The sequence below is a fragment of the Chitinophaga ginsengisoli genome (genome assembly GCF_003014595.1).
Lineage (GTDB): Bacteria > Bacteroidota > Bacteroidia > Chitinophagales > Chitinophagaceae > Chitinophaga > Chitinophaga ginsengisoli.
The window spans coordinates 542,164-567,170 of sequence record NZ_PYGK01000002.1; the positions used below are offsets into that span (position 1 = coordinate 542,164).

Genomic DNA, 25,007 nt, shown 5'->3' on the forward strand with positions numbered 1-25,007 from the left:
AGACACCACCTTTGTCATAACCTTGCCATATCCAACCAGGAAAGCCATGCTTATCATTTAAAACACACTATTACCGATGAAATCTGCAACCGCAAGCATCGTGCTTGGAATGCTATGCACCGTGGCCATCGCATTACCCGCAGCTGCACAGAAACAACAGAAAGGGAAAGACACTACCACCATAAAAAAGGACAGTGTAGCTGCGGCTTTGGCCAAATTAGCCATACCGGCAAAACCAGACGCGCTGAAGCCGTATAAAGAAGTCGTTCCACCTGGTACCATTACCACCAGCGGACTGTTTAAAGTACATAAGTCAAATGACAAATATCTCTTCGAGATACCAGATTCACTACTCGGCAGAGATATGCTGGTAGTGGGCAGGATCGCCAAAGGATCTTCTGAATTCCGCTTCTTTCTGGGTACTTATTCCGGCGATCAGATCGGGGAAAAAGTGATCCGCTTTGAGAAGGGGAATGGTAATAAGATCATGCTGAAGACGATCTCTTATAAAGAACGCTCCGCAGATAGTTCGGCCAACGGGTTATATCGTTCCCTGCTGAACAATAACCAGCAGTCTATACAAGCCGTTTTTGGCATCAAGGCCATCAACGACAGTGCAAAGAGTAGCGTAATAGAGGTAACGGATTATGTAAATTCTGACAACTCTATCCTCTTCTTTGACCCGGCACTCAAAAATCTGATGGGCCTTGCAATGATGGCGCCAGACAGATCTTACATAGAAGATATCCGTTCCTATCCGATGAATGTGGAAGTAAAGACAGTGCGCACGTACAATTCCCGGCCTTTCCCTAATGGCGAAACCAGGACGTACAGCTTTGAGCTGAACAGCTCTATTGTATTGCTGCCGGCCATACCTATGCAGCCCCGCTTCTTTGATCCGAGGGTAGGATTCTTTGCAGATGAATACATCAACTTCGACGCTAATTCCCAGGGCATCAGGAATGAAAGCATGATCTGGAAATGGCGGCTGGAACCCAGGGAGGAAGATCTTGAAAAATATAAACGTGGGGAGCTGGTAACACCTAAACACCCGATCGTTATTTACATCGATCCATTGACGCCGAAGAAGTGGGTGCCTTACCTCATGGCTGGTATCAACGACTGGCAGGCGGCGTTTGAAACAGCAGGGTTTAAGAATGCGATCATGGCGAAAGAGGCACCTACCGACGATAGTACCTGGAGTATTGAGGATGCCCGTCATTCTGTGCTGGTATACAAGCCGTCCAACATCGCCAATGCGATGGGACCGAGCATTAAGGATCCACGTACAGGCGAGATCCTGGAGACGCACATCAGCTGGTATCACAATGTCATGGATGTATTATACAAATGGTACTTCGTACAGGCAGGCGCTATTGATAAAAGGGCACAGGCGCCGCAGCTACCTGATTCGCTCATGGGAGAGCTGATCCGCTTTGTTTCTTCTCATGAAGTAGGGCATACGCTAGGCTTACGCCATAACTGGGGTGCTTCGTCTACTGTACCTGTAGACAGCCTTCGCAGCAAACAGTGGGTGGAAGCAAATGGGCATACGCCTTCTATTATGGACTATGCACGTTTCAACTATGTGGCGCAACCAGAAGATAACATCGGTGCAAAAGGCATCTTCCCCCGTATCGGCGACTATGATAAATGGGCAATTGAATGGGGATACAAACTGGTGCCTGGCGCCAGCAGTGCAGCAGCAGAAACACCTGTGCTGAACAAAAGGGTGATGGAAAAACTCGCATCAGGGAAACAATACTTCTTCGGTATTGAGCGGGTGCCTAATGACGCAAAGACACAATATGACCCAAGGAACCAGCGGGAAGACCTGGGTGACGATGCGATGAAGGCCAGCGGTTATGGTATTGCCAATCTGAAGCGAATAGAGAAACACCTGATGGAATGGACGCGCCAGCCCAATGAAGATTATTCGAAGGCAGGTGAGATGTACCTGGAGATCGTAAAACAGTTCGATCTCTACATGGGGCATGTGGCATCGCAGGTAGGTGGTATACTCACCACTCACAAGACAGTGGAACAGGCAGGTCCTGTATATGAATTTCCTTCAAAAAGCAAACAACAGCGGGCAGTAGCCTTCCTAAACGAGCAGCTTTTTACCACGCCTTCCTGGCTGGATGACAAACAGCTTGCTTCCCTGACAGCTACAGATTTTTCTGCGGTAACTGCTATACAGAAAAAGGTGTTAATGCAGCTGCTGGCTCCCGATATGATAGACAGGCTAAATATGCAGGAGGCATTTGATGCATCGAAGGCTTATACAGCGGCGCAGCTCCTGCACGATCTGAAAGCAGGTGTATTCTCTGAATTAACGGCGCATAAAGCAACAGATGCCTATCGCCGGGGCCTGCAGCGCGTATATGTAGAAAGCCTGCTGGCGGTGCTGGCGCCAACTGCAAGACTCAGTAAGGACAGCGACGTTACACCACTGATCAGGGCACATGCAAAAGAACTATTGAACGCTATAAAAACAGCTATGCCACAGATGGCAGATAGTACGACCCGCAATCATCTCCAGGACCTTTATGAACGACTGGATAACGGGTTGTACCCTAAAAAGTGATTATTTCTCGGGCAAATATGTGGTAAAGAGCATATGAGCTCTATTAGGTGTAAACATGGAACGTGCGATGTCTATCGCACGTTTTTCTTAAGTAGTAAGTATCAGTAACCGGCGCTCATAGGGGTGCCGTTTTTTTTAATGTAACCCACAGCGCAGTGACTTTCAGGGTAAAAGATTTCGCGATATGCCTACCGGTTCTCCCCCGCAATTATTAAATTGATATTCTATTTACCACGTTCACGTTAACTTAAATTTCCTCGTATGAAGAACCCAAATTACCCAACACCCACGGTGAAAAAGAGCCCATTACTTGCAGCTGTGCTCTGTCTTTCACTGTTACCCTTTGCGTCCCAGGCCCAGCGACAACTTGTCTGGGAGGAAAACTTCAACACCACCACGCTCAATCCGCAGACATGGACCTACGAAACGGGAGATGGCTGTAACAAAGGAAATTGCGGCTGGGGGAATGCCGAGTTGGAATACTACACCAACCGCACTGAAAATGTAAGAATTGAAAATGGTACGCTCATCATTGAAGCCCGGCGGGAAACCATGGGCGGCAAGCCTTTTACCTCAGGGCGTATCAAGACCGCAGGACGTGTATCTTTCCGTTATGGCTCACTCGAAGCCAGGATCAAAGTACCTAACGTAGCCAATGGTCTCTGGCCTGCATTCTGGTTGCTGGGTGCCACAGGCGGTACCTGGCCGCACAACGGAGAGGTAGACATTCTTGAGATGGGATTTGCCGGCGCCATTGCTGAAGGCCGGGCCAACAGGACCGTCAGCGCAGCTACCCACTGGTGGACTGAAAACCCGGGAGGCTACACCGGGCATGCTACCTATGCCAAGGATAGCATTCTGCAGAGCACTTCACTGAATGATGCCTATCACCTTTACAAACTGGAATGGGATCCGCATTTCCTGACCATCTTCCTGGATAACAGTCCATACTACAGGATAGACATCAGCGGAACAAATGGCTTTGATGCCTTCCGTAATCCCTTCTATATCATCCTCAACCTGGCGGTAGGTGGTAACTATCCCGGCATTACTTCCTCAGCAGGAATAACCGCGCCCCTACCCGGCCGTATGGAGGTTGACTACATTAAACTGTACCAGGACATTACACAGGGAGAAGAGCTTATTCTCGGCTCCAATAATGCGCCGGAAGGTAATTACGGCATCTTTACCGAGAATACACCGGTTGGTGACAAGGTGACCTTCGGACAGGACGCCAATCTCTATCTCTGGAACAACATCACCAACATCGCACCGGCGCCTACACCATTTGAAGGCAGCAATGTATGGGCATTCCACGCCAACGCAGGTACCTGGTACGGATTGGGCGTAGCCAATGATAGTAAGAATATGAGCAACTATGCCAACGGCAGCCTTAAATTTCATATGAAGACCACCTCCACAGCCCCTTTCAAAGTAGGCATCGTAGCAGACGGCGTGGAAGGCTGGGTGAATTTCACCGGCACTAATGAACATGGACTGGTGAGGGACGGTCAATGGCATGAAGTGACCATTCCTGTCAGCGAGTTTGGTACGCTGGATCTCCTGCAGGTCACACAGCTGTTCATGTTCTCCGGCGATGCACCGGCTGCAGCGGCAGACTTCTATTTTGATAACATCTACTACACCGGCGGTGTGTCTGACAACCCGGCGCCCAAAGTCGCTATCACCAATATTGCCGAGGAAACGGTATACACCACGCCGGCGTCTATCTCTATTCAGATCAGTGCAAGCGACCCGAATGGCACTATCAGCAAAGTAGACTTCTTCAATGGGGCCAACTACCTGGGAACCGTAACAGCTGCGCCCTTCAATTATACCTGGCAGACGTCTACCCAAACCATCGCAAAACTGATTGCAAAAGCGACAGACAATCAGAACAAGACCACTACCTCCAAACCTGTTACCGTACTGGTAGCCGCACCGGGTAATACGGCACCGCAGATCAGCATCACTTCTCCTACAGCCAGCACACCATACAGAAAGCCGGCTAAAGTGGTGATCAATACCAATGTATCTGACAATGGTTTGATCTACAAGGTTGAGTTCTTTAATGGCCCCACATTACTGGCTACCCTTTCGCAGCCGCCTTATAATTTTACCTGGGAGAATGTACCACAGGGTACTTATACCATCACGGCCAGGGCCACTGACAACGGTAAGCTAAGCACCACCTCCGCCCCTGTAACTATTACCGTGCAGGATAATAAGATCCTTTCCAACCGGTATGGTATCTACAGTGAAAATACTTCCATTACAGACAAGCTGACTTATGGTCTGGATGCCAACCTCTATGTATGGAATAACCTGACCACCATTAGCGGCGCAGCGCCTTATGAAGGGACGCAGGTAATGGCCTTTACAGCAGCAGCCAATAACTGGTTTGGTTTAGGCGTAGCAAATGATGTACGCGACCTGTCACATTTCAGTAATGGTTTCCTGAAGTTCCACTTCAAAACCAGCTATCAGGGTTCTTTCCGTTTCAGCGTCATTTCGCAAACCGGAGAACAGGCCATTCAATTTGCCGCCGGTGAGCAGAAGCTGGGACTGATCAGGGACGGTCAGTGGCACGAGGTAACGATTCCCGTCAGCTCACTGACAAATGTCAACCTTGCCACCATTACGCAGGCCTTTACGTTCTCGGGAGACGCACCTGCAGCTGCTGCGAGTTTCTACATCGATAATGTATATTATGTTACACCGGATACTGTCGCAACGCAAACAAACCTGGCACTGAATAAACCGGCGGTCATTTCTTCTTATGAGAATGCCGTTTTCGGGGGGCAGAATGCGGTGGATGGTAACATCGGTACCCGCTGGTCCAGCGCCTTTAGCGACCCGCAATGGATACGTGTGGACCTGGGAGCGGATTATAACATCAACCGGGTGAAGATCACCTGGGAAACGGCCGCAGGGAAAGATTATGTTGTACAGGTATCGAATGACACTGTCAACTGGTCGCCGCTTCGCACAGTTACCAACAACAATGTGCCAGTCAACGATTATACCGGTCTTACAGGGCATGGGCGTTATCTCCGGATATATGGCACCGCCAGAACCACAGCTTATGGTTATTCCATTTTCGAGCTGGAAGCATATGGATCATTATATACTGGTGCAGCTTTGTTAGGCAGTTCAAATCCGGTAGAAAAAACGCAGCGCACATGGAAGGCGAATCTATATCCGAATCCTGTTGTGAATGACAGGGTACAACTGTTCAGTAGCGAAGGTGTGAAACAGATAAGCGTAGTTGATTTGAACGGGCGTTCAATGTCTTCACAATTATCACAGGAAGGTAAAATCTCTGGCACATATACTTTCGATGTAAGTCGTTTACCGGCGGGTGTATACTTCATGCAGCTGATGAACAAAGATCATAAGACCTTGTTGTTGAAATTCATTAAACAATAATCTACAATCAGTTAAGTAGTTGATACGTTTGCCTATCACCGTTAGGTAAACGTATCAACTATTTTTTGAGATAGTATACTAAACTGGTCTACTTGCATTAGTATAACTTCAAAAGTTCATTCATCGATAATGTAAGTATCAAACTTATGTTGTAAATTTCGTTGTCAAAAAAATAACCTTATTCTGTATTTTATTTATCACTCCCTAAACCATATTCTAAACCGTCAATAATCATAATTCTAGTTCACAAAAAACCATTTAAACACAATGAAGAAAAACCTGCTGCTTAGGTTTCATAAGCATCTGCTAACAGCATGCTGTGGAATCGGTATGTTCCTGGCGGGCGCAAACAGCGCTTACAGCCAGTTGCCAACTGGGTTTGTCCAGAAAAAGTTAACCGGCGACGTTATCAATGAAGCTACTGCTCTGGCCCATGCTCCGGATGGCAGAATTTTTATCGCAGAACGCGGAGGTAATGTGAAAGTGTTCCTGAACGGAACCGTCACTACCGTACATTCTGTGCAAACCGTTACTGATGCCGAACAGGGATTATTAGGCATCACCCTACACCCGCAGTTTGCCACCAATGGTAAGTTTTACATTTTCTACACGAACCCGGAAATGACACGTCATTACATTGATGCAGTCACCATCACCACTACCAACCAGGTAACGTCTGTTAACCGGATACTGGAACTTGATCCGATTATCAACGGTGCACACAATGGCGGTGCGCTGCTGTTCCGTCAGGGTCTGCTCTATGTTGCTGTTGGAGAAAGTAACTCTTCCGTTGAATCTCCCAAGCTGGATACTTACCGCGGCAAGATCCTGCGTCTGACAGAAGACGGTCAGCCGGCGCCTGGCAATCCTTATTACGATGTAGCTGGTGCTAGTCGCCAGCAAAGAAGCATCTGGGCACGCGGTCTGAGAAATCCATGGAAAATGGCCCTCGACCCTGTATCTCAGAAGATCTTTGTAGTAGACGTAGGTGGCGATTATGAAGAGATCAACGACGTCACCACTCCTGATGCCAGCAAGGGTTATAACTATGGTTGGAGCCAGGATGGTAAATCCGGTCCTCAACAGGCTGCAGGTACTATCACGGGTGTATATTATTACGACCATAGTGATGACAAGGGAGGATGCGCCATTACATCCGGCGTGTTCTTTAATCCGCCAGCTACCAACTATCCACCAGAATACCGTAACAAGTTCTTCTTCACCGACTGGTGCAGGGATTGGTACAGATTCGTGGATGTTAACAACCTGACACCGGCATCTCAGTATACTGAGTTTGCTTCGAAAGGTTTCGGACGTATTTTAGGAACAAGTGTTGGCCTGGACGGCAACATTTATTATATACAATATGGTACAAATGGTAGCCTATGGAGAGTTGAATACAATAATAACCAGGCCCCGACTATCGTAAACCAGCCGGTAAGTGCAACAGTGACTGCAGGAGATCCTGTACAGTTTTCGGTGAGCGCTTCAGGTGGTATTCCGATGTCGTTCCAGTGGCAGAAAAACGGGGTGAACATCTCGGGTGCAACATCGAGCACTTTCTCTATTGCACAAACCATCCGCGCGGATTCTGGCCTCTACCGTTGTGTGGTGATCAATCACATTGACACAGCGATCAGTACTGCGGCCAAGCTGACCGTACTGCCTTTCAATGCAAGACCAGTTCCGCACATCAGCGCACCAACCGGTGATGTAAAATGGAGCGTAGGTACTGTAGTGAACTTCTCTGGTACCGCTACGGACACTGAAGATGGTACATTGCCAGCATCAGCATACCGCTGGGAGCTCCGTTTCTTCCATAAGGATACAGAGACAAGTGAGCATTGGCATCCTGGTCCTACCCTGCCTGCAGGTATCAAGTCAGGTTCTTTCACCGCAGATAATCTTGGCGAATCTTCTCCGAATATCTGGTTCCGCCTGCTCCTGACCGTTACAGATTCCAATGGCCGTACAGGTGTTGATTCTGTAGATATCTTCCCTAACAAGGTACAGGTAACTGTAAACTCCAATGTTCCGGGTCTTCAGGTAGTATTAGGTAAAGAAGCCGCTACTCCATTCACCAAGACAATGGTAGTAAACGCACTCACCACGCTGCAGGCTATCTCACCTCAGGTGCTGGGCGACACAACCTATACATTTGTATCGTGGGCGCATGGCGGAGATACTTTACAGTCTATCCGTGTTCCGGCGGTTAATACAACCTATGCCGTTACCTATAAAGCAACTGGTTCCCGTCAGAATCCTTTCCCTGCCGGTACTGCTCCACGCGCTATACCTGGCAAGATCGAGATCGAAGACTTCGATTCCGGTGGTGAAGGTATCGCCTATCACGATGAAAGTGCTGCCAATCAGGGTAATCAATACCGTACCAATGAAGGGGTAGACCTGGAAAACTGCTCAGAAGGTGGTTATAACATCGGCTACGTGAACAACGGCGAATGGCTGGAATACTCTGTTAATGTCACTGTCCCAGGTAAATATACCTTTGCGGCACGTGTTGCCAATCCAGGTACAGCCAAAACCCTCCATGTAGAACTGGACGGACAGAACATCACTGGTCCTGTTACCGTACCTGCTACTGGTGGTTTCCAGGCATGGCAGACCGTTTCTGCTACTACCACTACTGCATTACCAGCCGGTAACCATGTAGTACGTATCGTACTTGAAGCAAACGACTTCAACGTAAACTACTTCACTTTTGCCCTGGCTATCGGCGATGCGCCGACTGTGAACATCACTGCTCCTGCCAACGGCGACATATTCTTAAGCAATTCAGACATCCTGCTCAAAGCTGACGCTGCTGATACAGATGGTACGGTGAAGAAAGTGGAGTTCTTCCAGGGTGCAACCAAGATCGGTGAAGACACAACCAGCCCATATCAATTCCTGTGGACAGGTGTACCTACCGGTGCTTACAGCATCACTGCCAAAGCTACAGACAACAACCAGATGACAACTACTTCTACTCCTGTTGCCATTAATGTATCTGCTGCTCCTGTTCAAAAGAACATCCCTGGCCGTATCGAGGCGGAAGATTTCGATGCTATGGACGGCATCGGTACAGAAGGTTGTGCTGACGTTGGCGGTGGCCAGAATATCGGCTGGGTTGGAACCGGCGACTGGATGGACTACAACGTAAATGTTGCTTCGGCCGGTACCTATAACGTAGCCTTCCGCGTAGCCAGCGCTCCGGGTGGTGGTCAGCTGCAATTACAGTCTGGTACGAACGTACTGACAACCGTTGATGTAGAAGCCACCGGTGGATGGCAGTCATGGGTAACCAAGACCGCTACCGTTACGCTCACTGCAGGTAGACAAACACTCCGCGTGTACGCTTCTCATGCTGACTTTAACCTGAACTGGTTCGAATTCAGCGTACCTGCACAGACCCTGGCGATCAGCAAACCAGCTGTTTCCGAGCCCGTGATCAGAGTGTACCCTAACCCGGTAACTGACCTCCTGACTGTAGGTAACGTGAAGAACGACGGACTGTTTACCATCACCAATGCCACCACTTCACAGACTGTTACTATTAAGGCTGTGAATGGTATTCTGGATGTAAGCAAACTGACACCAGGTGTTTATGTACTGAAATTTACCAATGCAGGTAAGCCTGTGGTGAAGAAATTTGTGAAGATGTAATAGTGTTTTAACGTATAGAAAGCCGCCTCAATCACGAGGCGGCTTTTTTTATTTTGGAGTTTAGGAATATTTGTTTAGGTTTGCACCCCGTTAGAATGATTCCGTAGCTCAGTTGGTAGAGCAATACACTTTTAATGTATGGGTCCTGGGTTCGAGTCCCAGCGGGATCACACTAAATAGACAAAACCTGCGATAATCGCGGGTTTTTCTTTTTTAGTCGAGCGTTTAGTCGAGTTCCTTTTGTATAACCCCGATTTCTTTCCCGTACCTTATACAGGTTTGTAGTCGTTATTCTCTATTAGGGCGTTCATCGTTGCAATAATAACAATCTAACTGCAATTAGATGTCATCAGGATGTTAATGAAACATATCTTCTTTGCGGTAGCGCTTTCTATATTGGACTTTACTCAGACTTACATATTGTAGGATCAATATTAACTGATTATAGGCAATTACTATGTCTTTGATCATGAAGAAAACGGGCAGTTCGAAAGTACCTGCCTCCGGTCTTGCGAAAAATAGCAAACTTGTCCCCCTGCCAAACCAAAACCTTGATCTGGATACATCTATTATTAAGGAAGATAGACACATCTTTTGACAATGGGTCCATTTGCATCTGTTCTTTGACAATTGCAGCAAGACTGTAGAAACTCTTATTGATATTGAATGGTACCCTATAAAGGAAGTACCTGCAATCCGGATTAAGTGCATCATTTCTTATCAATGTGAGCAATTCTTTCAGAAATGCGGCAGTTACGGGTGGTGAATGACCAGACGGCTATTGTCAGGTAACAGATTCTCGACAAAGGGTACACTCATATCCATCGCCGGATTGGGAATAATTGAGATGAACTGGTTGGCTATCTTTCTCCTGGCAGGACGCTTTTGCCCCATGTCAAACTGTTTTATCCATGTTCTGAAGTCAGATAACGGGATTTGCTTTTCCGGACAGAACGCCTTTATCGTGAGATTACTTTGCTCCCATTCCCTGAGCAACGTCTTCTTTTCATTCATAGACCTGCGATGCTTTACAGGCATCGTGGGGGAAATCGACATAATGTAAATTGTTTTTCAGGCAAATCTATATCTGGCTGAAATCTATAACAAAATACACTTGAATATTTTGCTTGTTAAGTTGCCTGGCTAATTTAAACATACCATGCTTCCACGAACATTGTATTAGCGTGGCTGCCTGATGAACATATTTCAAGCTTTAGTCCAGGTTGAATTTTAAAGCTGGACTAAAGCTTCAGGTCAGTCAGAATAGTGTCTAATCATGATGCGGAGAAAATGCCGGAGGTTGTGTCTACCATATACCTTTTTTTATAATCCTTCGCTGTCAGTTTATATTTCTCCAGTTGTTTTATTGTTGCGGGTTCCTTTGAAAAAGCTGTGAACTCAGTACTGTTCAGAATAGTATTCCACAGCTCTTCCTTTTTGGCATATTCACCAACATCATCGCTTTTGCTATATTCTTTACACCATTCATGAGTTAATTTCAAAAGCGTTTTCGAAAATTTTCTGAGATCGTCCGGTAGCTTCTGATTGTGCCAGATCGTTCCAAGATCAAACATATTGGTGCCATTACTGCTTGTCAATACGTATAGCAAAGACAGCGCATACGGTACTACCGATGACCTGATTTGCCCTACAGCATTAGGGCCTGAGCCATAAATCTGCTCAAATTCCTTAAACATGATGGCCTTGGCTATCAGATCTTCATAAAAAGGCCGACCAAGGCTGTCCGGTGTACGGGGCTTCTCCTTTTCGTCCTGCTGAATAAAAGTCATAAAGTCTCTGAACACCTTTTCACCGCCTTTTCTAACCAGATAAGGTGTTACGCCCCACGCTACGTAGTACTTTGCAACCTGTTCCTTACTCAGTCTTTTTTGCTTGGGATAGCTTTTTTCTATCTCACTTCTCCGTTTGTGATTGATTTTCAGCAAGGTATTGAACTCTCCTCTTATTCTTTCAAAGAACCATTTGTTGCCGGCCGGGTCTGTAATACTTTCAGAAAGGTTCTTTATTTTGACCAGATGAACGCTTCTTGAATTAAGATCAACAGTGGATACCCTGTTCTGGGAATTGGAGAATTTAGATATTTTGGAAATAACATCATCCATTACTTCATCTTCATCCGACTTAACAATATTTATCTTGGCTGTAACCATAACTTTGGAAACATCTTTCCCCTCCTTACTTGTAAAATATATGGATGCAGTGGTTTGCCCACCGTTTACGATCTGAAAATCTGTCAGGGATTTAATGGATACAAGTCCATTAACTTTATCCAATGTGACGTCAGTGGCCGTTATGGTCAGGCCGTTATTAAATGCTATGAACTTCTCCGGCTCAAGCGCTATTGTCTCCTTGATTTGTTTGTTAACACCTTTAAACTGAAGGAACGAACGTACATTTCTTTCAAGTAAGCGGGAACTGTAGTCATGATAGAACTTAACGAGCAAGGTTGCCGGAATAACTGCCAGATAAGACTCAAAGACATTAGTATTATTCGTGGCCCTCAGGGCTGGCAGCCCCGGGTCAAAATTAATAACGATAGGCTCCGGGTTTCCCTTAGCCATCTCGTAGCTATAAATCCTGTTCAGGTTAATCAGCTGATACTTCAGCTTAAAGCTTTTTGATTTTTTTTCTTTTTTCAGGGTGTAGCTGACTTGTATTGTTTCATCCGGGAAGCTAACGTTTCTTAGTGACAGGTTGCCGCGCCTCTCTACAGAAATAGTGTTGGAAATTAAGAATATTTCCACCACATCTATCTGGTCCTGAAATTCCGGCGTTTCAAGCGACTTGATTATTACGGCTGCGGGATCGCTTGACTGCACATTTTCAAATTGATGCTTTACGGCCTTTATAAAGAAATTACTGGCTTTGGCAAACAGAGATGTGTAGTACTCTTTTCTGGCTATAAGCAAATCTCCTTCGGGAAGAACCAGATCTGATAAAAACAGCTGCAATCGTTCCTGTGTTTCATTTATCATATATCCGTCTATCTCTACCTTTTCCTTTTCCCGCTGAAAAAAAGACTCAGACATTTCATCTGAATCGGTCAGTCTGGATTGACTTAAAGCTGGTAATACATAGTCGAGGAGTGCCTTCCGGTTAATATTATTATCTTCAGATGTAATATTGCTGATTAAAGTACCGGAAAATGATATTAGTTCATTGAGCGTCATATGAAAGGGATAATATCGGTAATAACGTGATTGTTCAGGTCTTGTGTCAGATTCAGATCGTATTTAACATTGCGGATGTCATCCGGTAACATAGTGCTTCGCAGCGAGGGGAAATTTGCTTTGCTGCAGTCATAAAAACTGAGCCCCACATTATAGAAAGCATATGGGGCGGTATATTCTATAGCGGGCGAATTACCGAGCCCGAGCCGGGTGAGCGCCCTCCAGTATAAATGCATGTTTGTGCCGGTCCGGGAACGCAGTATAGTTGCTATTTCCTGAATCAGCTGATCGGCTGTGATTCCCTGTCCGTTGTCAGGACTGAATGCATAGACGGCAAGAATAAGCTGCTGGCCGGAAAGAAAATCGAGCTGAAACTCGCTGGATATATGAACAAAGGGTCTGTTTTCTACTCTGCTTTTGACCTCAAAAAGATTATTGCCCAATTCAAAGTCGTGTCCCTTTCCATAGGGGCCCTTCCACGCAGATAGTAAATCGTTGTAAGGTGCCCACGAATTCTCCAGAAGAAATTTCAGAAAATACAACTCCGCAACAATTCCCTGCAGTTCCTGGCGGTTCATGGATGAGGAAAGCGGGTCAAACAGTTCAAACCACTCATTGGCCAGCGTAACGAACCGGGCTTTTGAAATTTGCGATGGCTGATATATAGTCTGGTCAACGAGACTCAGAATCAGGTCTGTAAACAAGGACTTTAGACCGTCATTCAGCAAAGTCAAAATCAATGTGGGGCGTCCTTCCACAATTTCTTCTACCAGTGACAGGTTGGCCATGATCACCGGATCTATAGGTCTTGTATCCGGGCCGGAGGGGAACCAGAAGAAAAGGCAGTACTGAAGCCGTTCATTGATGCCATACCGGAACCTTTCCGTGTTGGGTACCTCAAAAAAAAGCGTCCGGGGAAACAGTCCCTCATCTTTTAGTAATATATCCCAATTTAGTTTCATTATTTAATCTCACTATGTTCGCTATTATTAAAGTCTTCCGGCTCCTCTGTATCTTCGTTAGGTAACTCATTCTCTGCAGCGCTGGTGATTTCATTAGACATATAGATACCTCCGGGGTCATCTTTTATTTCAGGAAAGCTGAGGGCATAGCCGATAAGAGGAAAATCTGTGTTTATTTCATTCTTTTTAGCCACTACTTTCAGCTCCGGAGTATTGAAAACATCCTCAAGGTCCATAAGGTAGATTAAGAGAAGTCCCTCAATTTCCGGTCTGACTTTTCTGAAAATCCATCCCGGTATTGTCGTTTTCCGGGATTTTTCATCAGCCTGCTCCTCAGTAAGGGAGTGTGGAGCATCCGTAAATTTTTTACTTTTCTTCTGTCTGAACTCATCAATAGCTTTCTGCTTCAGCTCCTCAGGCAATCCGAGTGCTTCATCCATTCCCGATGTTATTATATTCATCGATTTGCCTGATGCCGTGAAACAGAGATGCTGACTCAATTCATTATAATAGACCGGCTCATCTTCTTTTCGGGGCGCTCTTCTTTGGGTTAGCTTTAGTTGCAGGTTTCGATCCTTCAGATCCCGGCCGCCTCCACCTCGTTTAACACCAATTTTCCAGTTGGTAAGTTTTCCACCCGCGATGCATTTATCAATATAGTCGGTCAGGAGTCGCTTCTCAAGTTGTTCTGCTGCGTAAGTTCCTGGCAAATCCAGAAAAAGTTGAAGTTCTCGTTTTCCGCCATCGAGGGTATAAAATCCGCTATTGACCTCTGTGAAGGGCAGTTCATCAAATAACTGTCTGAAAGCCTGCCATGATTTTTCTACTGCATCCTTTTGAATCCGGAAGATAGTGGTCTGCTGCACTGTATCCTGAAAGGAATATCTCAGTTCTTTCGCGCTTTTTAAAATTGCAGGTCGTGTAATCTTTAATACATCCGGATGCTTCCTGATCCGTATTTCAAAATCTTTCGGTTTTTTCTTCTGCAATTCCATGTTTTCAATCTGTTCCTCCAGTTCTGTCAGCGCTGTAGTAATAAAATTGTATTTTTCTTCCGTATCAAAATCGATAAAGAGCCGGCAGGCGTCTATATAACCCGGCCTGTAACCGAACCACCTGCCCATTTGCAGTAGCGTATCGTAATAATTAGTATCCCTGCAGAAATAATTAATTGTCAGTCCCTCAAGAGTGAATCCTCTGGATAGCCTGTTACCACCTATTGCAATATATTTCCGGGAAGAAACATCGGTATACTCCAGCTTATCACCCGTACCCGAGTTAATGGCCTTTACATTTATATTCTGCACTGCAGTTGGCAGATACGTTGAAATTTCCTCCCAGGATTTGGGAACAAGACCATCGGTATTATAGCCGTCCGGAAGGTAGCTGGTGATGTTTTCGACCTTGTAGGCAAAAAAGCGGTTCCACTGCCGTTTCATCTTTTCATACACTCCCTGCGTATCGCTCATACTGTCATCGGCAATTCTACTCTGGAGCTGTCCTATATATTCCGCAACCTTTTTTGATACAGCAATCTGATCTCCGATGAGCCGTGAAATATGGATGAGCATTGTATGATGTTTCGTATAACCTGGAAGTGTTTCCAGTATCTGATTACGCGAATCGCGCAGGGCTATGGACAGGACAAAACAGTCAATTGCATCGATCAGTGATTTCCTTAGTGTGTTATCATTTTCATCAAACACAACTTCCTCATCTTCCTCTTCGACAGGAATTGTTTCTATAAGCGGAATTTTTTTGTCTCCTTCAGTTTCCCGACCGGTTGAAAAAAATCTTTTCGGCCCGAGATACGAAGACGGGGCAGACAGTTTATAAATGAATTTGTCAGGGAAAAGTCCTGGTGACAGGCTACAGAGCATGTCCTGAATTTGCCCGTTGTACCGGAAGCTGATTTTCCAGGCATCATCATTCCCCAGCTCCCCATGCTGATCCTGGAGTATATTTGCAAACGGTGTAGCGGTATATCCGAGATAAGAACGCCTTTCAAACAAATTGAGCAGGGCGCGCATATGCCCGTTTACCTTGCTGGCATAAATAGCCCCCTTATGGCCAAGATTGTTCAGTGATGCATTATCGGCCTCATCATCAACCACCAGCAGCCGTTTTGGGAGTCGCTTTTTACCCTCCGGCATTGATGATCTGAGCCAGTAAATCATATTAGTAAGCACACCAACATTCTTCTTACATACCAGAATCTTCTGATTACTGAAATTGAAATTAGCATCAACCAGCGACTTCCGGAAATCCGTTGAAGTGGATGTGATGGAGTTGATCTGGCTAATGCCATTCCCTCCGAAGGTGTGAATATGGCCCACCCCAATTACCTGATTGATCTGGTTGCCTTGTTCCCCGATTCCTATAACCTCATTATTAATCCTTTTCTGCGTTTGAAACCTTAAATCCTCCATAATGCCGGAAAAGACAATAATCAGATCATAACCTACATCTATTGCACGGTTGATAACACCATTAAAGTTCGTAGTCTTCCCGGACTGGACAGAACCGAGTACCAATCCTTTCTGAAGCGGTTCTATGTGCTCCAGCGGATCCCCCAGCCTTTCAATTATTTCCCGTGTGCTATGTTCCGTGCTTCTGATCACATCAGTCGGACGCCCTATTTTTTTCAGGTATTGGATGTACCTTTCAAAATAGTTCCATTGTATGGGGGCGCCCCGTTTCTCAATCCACCTATCGTAACCAATTCCCCCGTCTATCACATTGTCAGGGTCAATAGTGGTGGCAACAACGGATTTGATGCGAAGTTTTATTTTTGCCAGCCATTCGTTTCTTACGCCTGTATCAGTTCCTTCGAAGTAGTCTTCAAATCCCTCGGAAAACTGCAATTTGTGAAAAGTGTCATTGATGGAACCTTCCAGTTGCGATGCCGTAATAAATCCCTGCTGCTTCTTTGTTTTTTCTACTTTGTTTCTGATATGATCAGATAAGAACTCCCAGGACATATATTATTTTTTCAGAGATTCAATGAATGAAATTGTTTCCTGCTGCCTGCCAAAACTTTCAATCAGCAGTTGCCTGATTTCCTCCCATGAATAGCCGGCTTCTTCATAATATTTTCTTATTTTAATTATTCTTTGTTTTTCAGCCTCGTCTATAGTTTGTTCAAATTCCATACTGCCGGTTTCCCCCTGCCATATTTGATTGAGCTTTCGTTCAATTAAATGCATCAGAATATCCAATTTGCCTGCGTTCACCGGACTAAGCTGGACTTTTAGTTGTCTGAGTATCTCAAAGTCGGGATCGATCTTTAACATTGGCCCTTCGGCACCAATCTGCTTTGATATAAGTGTTACACCTTTTGACAAAGCGTTCTGGCGAATAACAGCTGAGGCAATCCGGTCGCGGTATTCTTTAACGGCCTGGGTTGTGACACTGGAAATCATATCAGCCATTGCTCTTTTCAGTGAAAAGGGAATCTTTATAGAAGATTTCGCCACATTCAGCTGAAAATCTCCGTCATTAAGATTGGAAATATCTATTCTTATACGGCCGAACTGTAGATTAGAGGCTTTGCTAACTGTTCTCAGCCATCCACCGTAGTTAATAAGTCTTCTGTTTCTGTAAACATAGATGCCTTGCAGTTCTTCCAGGGTACGGTTGGGCATGGCCCATGCTGACCCATTTTCTGCTGATTCCTTTTCAGAAATTTTCGGAAGAATTATCCCCTGAAATTTAATGTAATTGTCTCCCGTTTTCCAGAACGCTTCTGCTATCGTCTGAATTCCGGGATTGTTAACGGGAAATGGATCAAACGGCTCAATCAGAAGATTGTTCAGACGTATTTCAAGTTCCCCGTTCTGAATAAATCGGTGAAACACCAATCCAAGGTGATTTCTTAACTCCTCCAGTTCCGCGTTCAGCTCAGTGTTTTTTGTAAATTTTCTAAGTTTATATAACTCCTCCCAGACAATCAGGGTATTGGGAGAAAAGCCGGGATCGGCTGAATGAAAATTCATACTAGCGGCAGAAAAATCAGTTATATGTTTTTCTACAATATCTGCGGGCTCAATAACCAGTGTCCAGTCGCCTGTTTTTTTTAAATATTCAACGTCCCAGCAACGTCCTTCATAGTAGCTGCCTGCTGTCCGGGAGATAACGGTAAATTTTCTGGACTGGGAAAATGATGCTGTTTTCAAACCAAGTCCAAACCGACCCATGTCACGGGAGGAGCGTACATCCTCCATATCGGCACTGGGGAAGCGCATATTCAGCGTTAAATCGCGCGGGGACATCCCGTTTCCGTTATCCGCCACGTACATTATGAGGGCCGGCTTATTTGTCTCCATTAATATCTCCACACGGGTTGCGCCCGCGGCAATAGAATTGTCAACAAGGTCTGACATAGCCGTGGAAAGGGTATAGCCTTGTTCGGAAATTGATTTTATAAAAACAACCGGCGGAGGGGATAAAACTACAGAATCTCTTTGCATTATCGGGTACGCTGATTCACTAAATTCAGGATTAAATATCGGAATTTCCTCCGAATTACAGAAATGAGGGCCCCGGGTATTGCATATTTTTTATAAAGTCGTGAAAATTCTCTACTTTTGTTTTGCATTTTTTTTATGTAAAGTAATGATTTTCAGCATGAAAACATGAATAACTGATCCTTAACTATGAGCATCCGGCAGCAGAATGCATCCTTTTATGTTGTATATTGTAAAAGCAACTTACCCAACACCGTACATGGCTACCCCTACGTTCCGGATAAGTACGGGAAAATTCTGTTGGATGCCGGCAAAACAATAGTTAAGATCAGCGGAGCTTACAGAGAGGGGCGCCAATTATAACTTATGACTGACGTACATTCAAAAGAGACCAGAAGCTTTAACATGAGCCGCATAAAGGGCAAGAACACCAAGCCCGAAATGCTGGTCAGAAAGTTTCTCTTCTCACATGGGCTCCGGTACAGGCTGCACGACAAAAAGATGGCCGGCAAGCCCGATCTGGTGCTTCCAAAATACAAAACAGTACTTTTTATAAACGGTTGTTTCTGGCACGGACATGAAGGTTGCCGTTATTATGTGATTCCTAAAACGAGAACCGAATGGTGGTTGGCCAAAATCACCGGTAATAAAAAAAAAGATGCAGAAAGCATCACCAGGCTGCAACAGGAGGGCTGGAAAGTGATCGTGTTATGGGAATGCTCTCTGAAGCCAGGCACAATTGATAATACATTAAAAAAACTATTGAAAGAATTTAAAACCTGATGAGTTTCAGATTCATTGATTTATTTGCGGGCGCAGGTGGCCTGTCTGAAGGATTTATAAGGGCTGGCTTTGAACCAATAGCGCACGTTGAAATAGACGAAGCGGCATGTCTTACACTGAAAACCCGGACCGCCTATCATTACCTGAAATCCGAGGGCCGTTACGCTACCTATATTTCTTACCTGAAAGGAGACATTACAAGGGAGCAGTTATACAGTTGCCTGCCTGACAGGTTTGAAAGATCAATTATTAACCTGCCTATTGGCGCTGACTATAACCCGCTTATCCACAAGGCGATTGAGGAACAGTTAAAGGGGAACAAAGTGGACCTGATAATCGGGGGACCACCCTGTCAGGCCTATTCTGTTGCCGGACGCGCCCGTTCAGAAAACGGGATGAAGGGCGACCACCGGAACTATTTATACGTACACTACGCAAAGTACCTCGAAAAATATCAGCCCAAACTGTTTGTATTCGAAAATGTACTTGGCCTTCGGTCTGCCGGCAATGGCATTTACCTGCATAACATGAAAAAACTCTTCCTGAAGAAGGGATATGACATGAAAATATTCAATGTGGAGGCGAACGACTTCGGAGTACTGCAGAACCGGAAACGTATCATTATCATTGGCTGGCAACAACAGCTGGGGTTCAATATTCCTGACCTCGAAGCTGTAAGAACCCCTTCGCAATATAAGGTAAAAGCCGTACTAAGTGATCTTCCCAGAATACAAGCAGGAGAAGCTACGGAAAGGTATTTGAAATACCGGACCAAACCAAGTAACTATCTCACGGATAACGCCATACGTAATGGCATAGAAATCGTGACGCATCACATTTCCCGGCCCCATACGAAACAGGACAAGGAAATATACCGTATAGCTGTGGAAAAATGGAATAAGGAAGGGACACGTTTGAACTACAATGACCTGCCGGAACGGTTGAAAACCCACCAGAACCGTAGTTCATTCTTTGACAGGTTTAAGGTGGTAGCAGACGATGAGCCTTTTTCGCAAACTGTGGTAGCGCATATTGCCAAAGACGGACATTATTATATTCATCCCGATATCGAACAGAACCGCTCCCTCACGGTACGGGAAGCTGCCAGGCTACAGTCGTTTCCAGATGACTATTTCTTTGAGGGAGTAAAAGAAGGCATTAGCAGAACTCCCGCCTTTAAACAGATTGGCAATGCGGTACCGCCCTTAATGGCTGAAAAGATTGCTTTGATTATTAAAAAAATATTGTCTGCCGGTAAATAACAACCAGGAATTGCATTCCAATTGCTATAAATAACTTAACAGATCATTCATGGCTTACTATCGGGAACCAATTTTTCCTTTCATAAGCGCCAAAATGATTCGGCGTGTTTCACTTAACCGGGCATTACGATAAGAAGCAAAATTCATATGTAATAGTTAATATTGGACAATACAGAGAAATTACCTGCTGAATAATAATGCCGGATAGCAGCAGGCTATGCAAGCGTCTTATACCCGACCATGCCTTTAATAAAAAATATTGCCTTGAATAGACGGTATTCATCTTTTACTTGTTATAATAAATAAAAAGATAACCGATCCCGAACATTGGCCATCGAGCCGGTGTTCCTCAATTATCCTTGGGATATTTGTGTTTGTTTTTAGGGACTCCGCCATTATGCAACTTCATTAATTCAATGTAAGAGGTAGGTAACTTAAACCAAATCTTCTTCACTACTTTCTGTTATTTTTCTTCGCTGATCGGTCTAAAAGCTTCGTAATGATCAAAAAAAGTGCTATAGCTGCACCGAAAACAGCACCGGACTTCTCATTAAATGCTGAATCCTTATGTGGATATACCACATACCCTGATCTTCCTATGAATAAAATAAATGCTAACATTGTTACAATATAGTAATTTTTATTACTATATCATCTCTAGGTAAAAGTCTGCATCGATTTGTACAGAAAGCGCTATGTCAATGAGAATATTTTCCATACATCAGCGAACGCTTGTTTTCCAGGCTTGTAAATAAAGGATTATAAAAAACTACTATTATCTAATAAGAATGTTTTTGTTTGTTAATGCTGATCCAAATTGACAAACAATTGAACCGATTTGTAAAGCCTGATTATATCCAAACCTGTACCTTCCCATCCAGTTTTTAATTGTTTTGGAATATAGGATCATGCCTTTAATATTTCCCATCAAAATAAATCTTCCTAACATAATTAATCACTAGCGTAAACGAAAAAACAGAATTAAATTCTAATACAACTTATCTAATGAAATTTAATAAATATCCGGTTTTGCTCTATCTCTTATTGACCTTGGTTTTTAGTACGGTTATATGGATTATGACCGTTCACGCGACTGACAAGGGACCTATTGCAGGAAGGCTATTGGGTTATGGGATTATGTGGGCTCCAGCCCTGGCGACCGTGGTTTCGTGCATTTTGCTGAAACGTAAAATTTCTGATTTAGCCTGGAAATGGTTGACGGTAAAGCAATTTTTGGCCTGCTATTTTATTCCATTTTTATATTCTCTGATTGTTTATCTGGTCATCTGGTCATTCGGTTGGGGCGGATTTTATAATAAGACTTTTATAAGTGGGATTGCACATGAAATGGGCTGGACAGGACTTCCGGATTTTCTTGTGATGGTATTGTTTCTAGCTCTCTACGGAGTAATAGGTATGTTTGCAAGTATATCTACGGCACTTGGCGAGGAAATCGGATGGCGGGGCTTTTTGTTGCCTGAATTAAGCAAAAAAATGAGTTTTACTGGGGTGAGCCTTACAACGGGTGCAATCTGGGCGATATGGCATTTTCCATTGATCATATTTAGTGATTATAATAACGGAACGTCTATCTGGTTCGGTTTGATCTGTTTTAGTGTTTCTATTGTCAGTGCTTGTTTTATCGATACCTGGTATTATATGAAATTTAAAAGTCTTTGGACCGGGGTAATCCTGCATGCAAGCCATAATCTATTTATTCAGGGTTTCTTCACGCCTATTACAGCGCAAAATAAGTTATCACCCCGGTATATAGGAGAATTCGGTATTGTACTTTCAGTTACTTCTGTCATCTTTGCCATTTACTTCTGGAGGCGAAGAGGGGAACTTAATTGCCTGGCATCCGGGCAACAGATACAGCTTAAGGAAATTATTCCGTAGTACTTATTATCCTGACCATTTATTCCTGCCATTTCGGAACGATGAGTAAGCCCCCAGTCAAGTAGTGCAAAAGCAAAATTTACAAACATTTACATTTCTTTTTACTACTGATTTACTGGGATTACAATGCTGGTGCATATGTTTGAGTAGTTAAGCTAAAAGAGAGATTTATGAATTGCTCTCAAAATTTCAGGACCACATTTGCGGGTAAGATGTGGGCGCTCTTGTTATCCGTTGGGATAAAGGCATTAGAAAAGAAATGACTTACAGATTAAGTAAAATAAAGCAATTGCTTTAGTCTATCAAAAACTGGTTCGAGTGGTGAGCAGTGGATCAGCAAAAGGGACAAACGTTTCTAAAGGTTTGTCCCTTTTCCTTTTTTAGGAAAACGTCGCGCTAGCCCAGTGCTTTACTAGTATTGAAACTATTTATTTTTTCATTGATGCTGGCGGCATCTTAGGAGGGAGTTGCGCGTATTGGTACATCAGATTAATTTTCCCATCCTTATTAAATCGCCATGTTTCCTGCAATTCCTTAGGTGTCATTTTTCCATTGGCACCTGTTGAATACTCCCGGGTCCATATCACTACCCATTGTTCATCTCTATCCTTGCTTCTGAGAGGCACCCAGGCATGAATAGAATCAACGACCTTGCCCATCTGTCCTCTCATTCTTTTAGCAACAGCAATAAGCGAGTCCCTGCTGCCCATAAACATGTTGCCATCAGCAAAAAACATGGTGTCAGCGTCTGCGAAAGAATTTTTTGAATTCTCAACGGTGTTGTTGTCCCAGTTTTGATACAGCTCGAGCAATGTCTGTGCGTTTTTTGCATCGCCAATCTCAAAATCCGAAGAATAACTTGCCATGTAAGGATACGTCAGGCTTTCATGTCTGGTCGAATCGTAATCGGATGTCTTTACAGCTTCCGTTGTTGTTTTGTTGGAGCCGGAGGTGCAGGATACCAAAAAAGCAATCGATACGAAAAGGGAAATCTTTCTCATAAAAATTGTTTCTAAATTTTTAAATAATAAATAAAGACAAGAGCAACGTCTGAAAAGTGGGGGTATGGGGTATATTCTCTAATTCTAAGATAAGGATTTTTATGAATTAAATAATAAAATTAACCCTCCATTTGATTGATAATCAATATTATTAATACATGAAAAGCAATCGAATGCTCATAAAGGATTCCGTAGAACGACACACCCAGGTATGTAAAAGAAATACCTGAAAAAATCATACATCCGGTGAATTGAACGCTCATCAGTCACTATCCGAAAATGGTGTCAAACTGCCTATTGTTGACAGAGGTTCTTTAAAAGGCCATTGATGTACGCGGTTGAAAACCTCATTTCAAGTACTCGTATCTGCTGTGTCCCCTCCAGATAAATAATAGATTCGCAATCCATAATTGTTTTTCTAGCGTATCTCTTTAAAGCAAGTATATATTCTGCCCCAGGAAAATTAGTAACATGCCCTAAAACTTTCCAAATGAAAAAAGCAAATCTTATTGTTGCCATTGCTTCAATGGCCTTAATTCTTGGTGCCGGAATTTTATGGGCATCAGATCATGCAGACGCGCCTGCAGTGAAAAATAAAAGTACTGATATAACAGACTTATATGTATTCCAGGGCGCCAATACCGACAACCTTGTTTTTGTTGGGAATGTGCAGGGATTGATGAGTCCTGCAACTACACAAACCGCAGCATTTGACGAGAACACAATGATCGAATTTAAGATTGACAATACCGGCGACAATATAGAAGACCTCGTTATTCAATGCGTATACAAAGGCGGCAAAATGTATATCTATGGTCCGGTTAAACCAGCCACTACAGGCTTAACAAGTACCGTAGTTGGTGTTGCTTCTGTAGTCGTGCAAGTGACTCCTTATACGGCAACAGCCCCAATTATAGCATCTTCTAACGGGATCAGTGCATTTGCAGGCCCTAGAGATGATCCTTTCTTTTTTGACCTCGACCAATTCCACAAAATTACCGGTGGCACAGCTACAGGTTTTGTAAATCCGGGAACCGACACCTTCAAGGGTACTAATGTAATGAGTGTTGTAGTAGAAGTGCCCAAGTCACTATTAAACAGTACTGGTAAACTTGGTGTCTGGTTACAAACAAAACAAAAAGCTTAATTCATCATAAAAGAAATTACTATCATGAAAAAGTGTTTATATATCATCGGATTTTGTACACTTACGTTTACACTTGCCGCATGTAGCAGTAGTTATGATGGAAATACAAATCCGTCAGATCCTAACACCGGTGCAGTATTTTCAGTGGCTGGTGATCAGGTAGGACGTCCTGGAATAGCCACCGTTTTTGTATCAACTGCAGATAAAGACAACTTTAACGTAACAATACCATCAGTAATGGCCGCGGCCTACCAGGCTAAATTCGAGACAAAGTTACAGGCCTATAACGGAGGTGCCTTTACTACCAATCTATTAGGCCTCAACGCAGCAGCATTTACAGGTGTTTTGGCAACCGATGTATTAGATGTTTCAACTACCAAAAAAACTACTTATTACGACGGAACAAATGTATTAACAGGTAGGGCATTAGCGGACGATGTGATAGATGTCAGTTTGATTTTGATTTTCGGCGGACCAACAGGTACATCAAATCCCGCATTGACTTCAGACCACGTCGATAGCAATGATAAAGCGTTCTTAGCTTCATTCCCTTATGAGGCTGCTCCCTGGTAATATTTGATAAATGTTCACTTATTGATAAAGCCGGAGTTTATTTC

15 protein-coding genes and 1 tRNA gene are annotated in these 25,007 nt (G+C 44.2%); 9 read left to right on the forward strand and 7 right to left on the reverse strand.

Translation table 11 applies throughout. The annotated features are described in order from the left end of the window. The first annotated feature begins 76 nt into the window (after positions 1-76). The 4 genes from CLV42_RS06795 to CLV42_RS06810 all read left to right on the forward strand — a co-directional run bounded on the left by CLV42_RS06795 (position 77) and on the right by CLV42_RS06810 (position 9,849). A complete protein-coding gene (locus CLV42_RS06795) occupies positions 77-2,587 on the forward strand; it encodes a zinc-dependent metalloprotease (RefSeq protein WP_106601135.1) in 2,511 nt (836 codons plus the stop codon). A 261-nt stretch (positions 2,588-2,848) separates the two neighbouring features. Then, positions 2,849-6,016 (forward strand): Ig-like domain-containing protein, encoded by a 3,168-nt coding sequence (locus tag CLV42_RS06800; protein ID WP_106601136.1) that lies wholly within the window; start codon positions 2,849-2,851, stop codon positions 6,014-6,016. A 267-nt stretch (positions 6,017-6,283) separates the two neighbouring features. After that, positions 6,284-9,679, forward strand: a complete 3,396-nt coding sequence (locus CLV42_RS06805) for a carbohydrate-binding protein (protein WP_106601137.1) — start codon at positions 6,284-6,286, stop codon at positions 9,677-9,679. Positions 9,680-9,776: 97 nt separating this feature from the next. Continuing rightward, positions 9,777-9,849: transfer RNA gene (locus CLV42_RS06810), tRNA-Lys, on the forward strand. Positions 9,850-10,121: 272 nt separating this feature from the next. Here CLV42_RS06810 and tnpB read toward each other — a convergent pair. The 6 genes from tnpB to CLV42_RS06840 form a co-directional block, all read right to left on the reverse strand. Continuing rightward, positions 10,122-10,412, reverse strand: a complete 291-nt coding sequence (tnpB, locus tag CLV42_RS34570; protein ID WP_394337221.1) for an IS66 family insertion sequence element accessory protein TnpB — start codon at positions 10,410-10,412, stop codon at positions 10,122-10,124. Between the two features lie 20 nt (positions 10,413-10,432). After that, entirely contained in the window at positions 10,433-10,735 is a 303-nt protein-coding gene (gene tnpA / locus CLV42_RS06820; protein WP_146154325.1) for an IS66 family insertion sequence element accessory protein TnpA, read from the reverse strand. Positions 10,736-10,953: 218 nt separating this feature from the next. Further along, on the reverse strand, positions 10,954-12,870 hold the full coding sequence (locus tag CLV42_RS06825) for an AIPR family protein (RefSeq protein WP_106601140.1): 1,917 nt from the start codon (positions 12,868-12,870) through the stop codon (positions 10,954-10,956). Continuing rightward, entirely contained in the window at positions 12,867-13,832 is a 966-nt protein-coding gene (locus tag CLV42_RS06830; RefSeq protein ID WP_106601141.1) for a PD-(D/E)XK motif protein, read from the reverse strand. The genes CLV42_RS06825 and CLV42_RS06830 overlap by 4 nt, the downstream gene beginning before the upstream one ends. Further along, positions 13,832-16,813 (reverse strand): Z1 domain-containing protein, encoded by a 2,982-nt coding sequence (locus CLV42_RS06835; protein ID WP_106601142.1) that lies wholly within the window; start codon positions 16,811-16,813, stop codon positions 13,832-13,834. The genes CLV42_RS06830 and CLV42_RS06835 overlap by 1 nt, the downstream gene beginning before the upstream one ends. Before the next feature lie 3 nt (positions 16,814-16,816). After that, complete coding sequence (locus CLV42_RS06840; protein WP_106601143.1) at positions 16,817-18,301, reverse strand: ATP-binding protein; 1,485 nt, start codon at positions 18,299-18,301, stop codon at positions 16,817-16,819. A gap of 363 nt (positions 18,302-18,664) precedes the next feature. On the opposite strand from CLV42_RS06840, the gene CLV42_RS06845 reads away from it, so the two are divergent. From CLV42_RS06845 to CLV42_RS06855, 3 genes are all read left to right on the forward strand, one after another. Beyond that, positions 18,665-19,081, forward strand: coding sequence for a very short patch repair endonuclease (locus CLV42_RS06845; protein WP_106601144.1), 417 nt, complete (start codon positions 18,665-18,667; stop codon positions 19,079-19,081). Next, positions 19,081-20,343 carry a DNA cytosine methyltransferase gene (locus CLV42_RS06850; protein WP_106601145.1) on the forward strand — a complete coding sequence of 421 codons (1,263 nt, stop codon included), beginning with the start codon at positions 19,081-19,083 and terminating at the stop codon, positions 20,341-20,343. The genes CLV42_RS06845 and CLV42_RS06850 overlap by 1 nt, the downstream gene beginning before the upstream one ends. A gap of 1,005 nt (positions 20,344-21,348) precedes the next feature. After that, positions 21,349-22,242 carry a CPBP family intramembrane glutamic endopeptidase gene (locus CLV42_RS06855; protein WP_106601146.1) on the forward strand — a complete coding sequence of 298 codons (894 nt, stop codon included), beginning with the start codon at positions 21,349-21,351 and terminating at the stop codon, positions 22,240-22,242. Between the two features lie 428 nt (positions 22,243-22,670). Here the strand turns inward: CLV42_RS06855 and CLV42_RS06860 are convergent, their stop codons facing one another. Further along, entirely contained in the window at positions 22,671-23,243 is a 573-nt protein-coding gene (locus CLV42_RS06860; RefSeq protein ID WP_106601147.1) for a hypothetical protein, read from the reverse strand. A gap of 490 nt (positions 23,244-23,733) precedes the next feature. Between CLV42_RS06860 and CLV42_RS34575 the strand changes: the two genes are divergently transcribed. Continuing rightward, the gene (locus CLV42_RS34575; protein ID WP_106601149.1) at positions 23,734-24,390 is read left to right on the forward strand and encodes a DUF4331 family protein; all 657 of its coding nucleotides are present in this window, start codon (positions 23,734-23,736) and stop codon (positions 24,388-24,390) included. 24 nt (positions 24,391-24,414) lie between these two features. Then, a complete protein-coding gene (locus CLV42_RS34580; protein WP_106601150.1) occupies positions 24,415-24,963 on the forward strand; it encodes a DUF4331 family protein in 549 nt (182 codons plus the stop codon). Positions 24,964-25,007 lie beyond the last annotated feature (44 nt).

Excerpts from the sequence above, each read along its gene's own strand:
- CLV42_RS06795 (WP_106601135.1), top strand. The coding sequence starts at position 77 with ATGAAATCTGCAACCGCAAGCATCGTGCTTGGAATGCTATGCACCGTG.
- CLV42_RS06800 (WP_106601136.1), top strand. The coding sequence starts at position 2,849 with ATGAAGAACCCAAATTACCCAACACCCACGGTGAAAAAGAGCCCATTA.
- CLV42_RS06805 (WP_106601137.1), top strand. The coding sequence starts at position 6,284 with ATGAAGAAAAACCTGCTGCTTAGGTTTCATAAGCATCTGCTAACAGCA.
- tnpA (WP_146154325.1), bottom strand. The coding sequence starts at position 10,735 with ATGTCGATTTCCCCCACGATGCCTGTAAAGCATCGCAGGTCTATGAAT.
- CLV42_RS06825 (WP_106601140.1), bottom strand. The coding sequence starts at position 12,870 with ATGACGCTCAATGAACTAATATCATTTTCCGGTACTTTAATCAGCAAT.
- CLV42_RS06830 (WP_106601141.1), bottom strand. The coding sequence starts at position 13,832 with ATGAAACTAAATTGGGATATATTACTAAAAGATGAGGGACTGTTTCCC.
- CLV42_RS06835 (WP_106601142.1), bottom strand. The coding sequence starts at position 16,813 with ATGTCCTGGGAGTTCTTATCTGATCATATCAGAAACAAAGTAGAAAAA.
- CLV42_RS06840 (WP_106601143.1), bottom strand. The coding sequence starts at position 18,301 with ATGCAAAGAGATTCTGTAGTTTTATCCCCTCCGCCGGTTGTTTTTATA.
- CLV42_RS06845 (WP_106601144.1), top strand. The coding sequence starts at position 18,665 with ATGACTGACGTACATTCAAAAGAGACCAGAAGCTTTAACATGAGCCGC.
- CLV42_RS06850 (WP_106601145.1), top strand. The coding sequence starts at position 19,081 with ATGAGTTTCAGATTCATTGATTTATTTGCGGGCGCAGGTGGCCTGTCT.
- CLV42_RS06855 (WP_106601146.1), top strand. The coding sequence starts at position 21,349 with ATGAAATTTAATAAATATCCGGTTTTGCTCTATCTCTTATTGACCTTG.
- CLV42_RS06860 (WP_106601147.1), bottom strand. The coding sequence starts at position 23,243 with ATGAGAAAGATTTCCCTTTTCGTATCGATTGCTTTTTTGGTATCCTGC.
- CLV42_RS34575 (WP_106601149.1), top strand. The coding sequence starts at position 23,734 with ATGAAAAAAGCAAATCTTATTGTTGCCATTGCTTCAATGGCCTTAATT.
- CLV42_RS34580 (WP_106601150.1), top strand. The coding sequence starts at position 24,415 with ATGAAAAAGTGTTTATATATCATCGGATTTTGTACACTTACGTTTACA.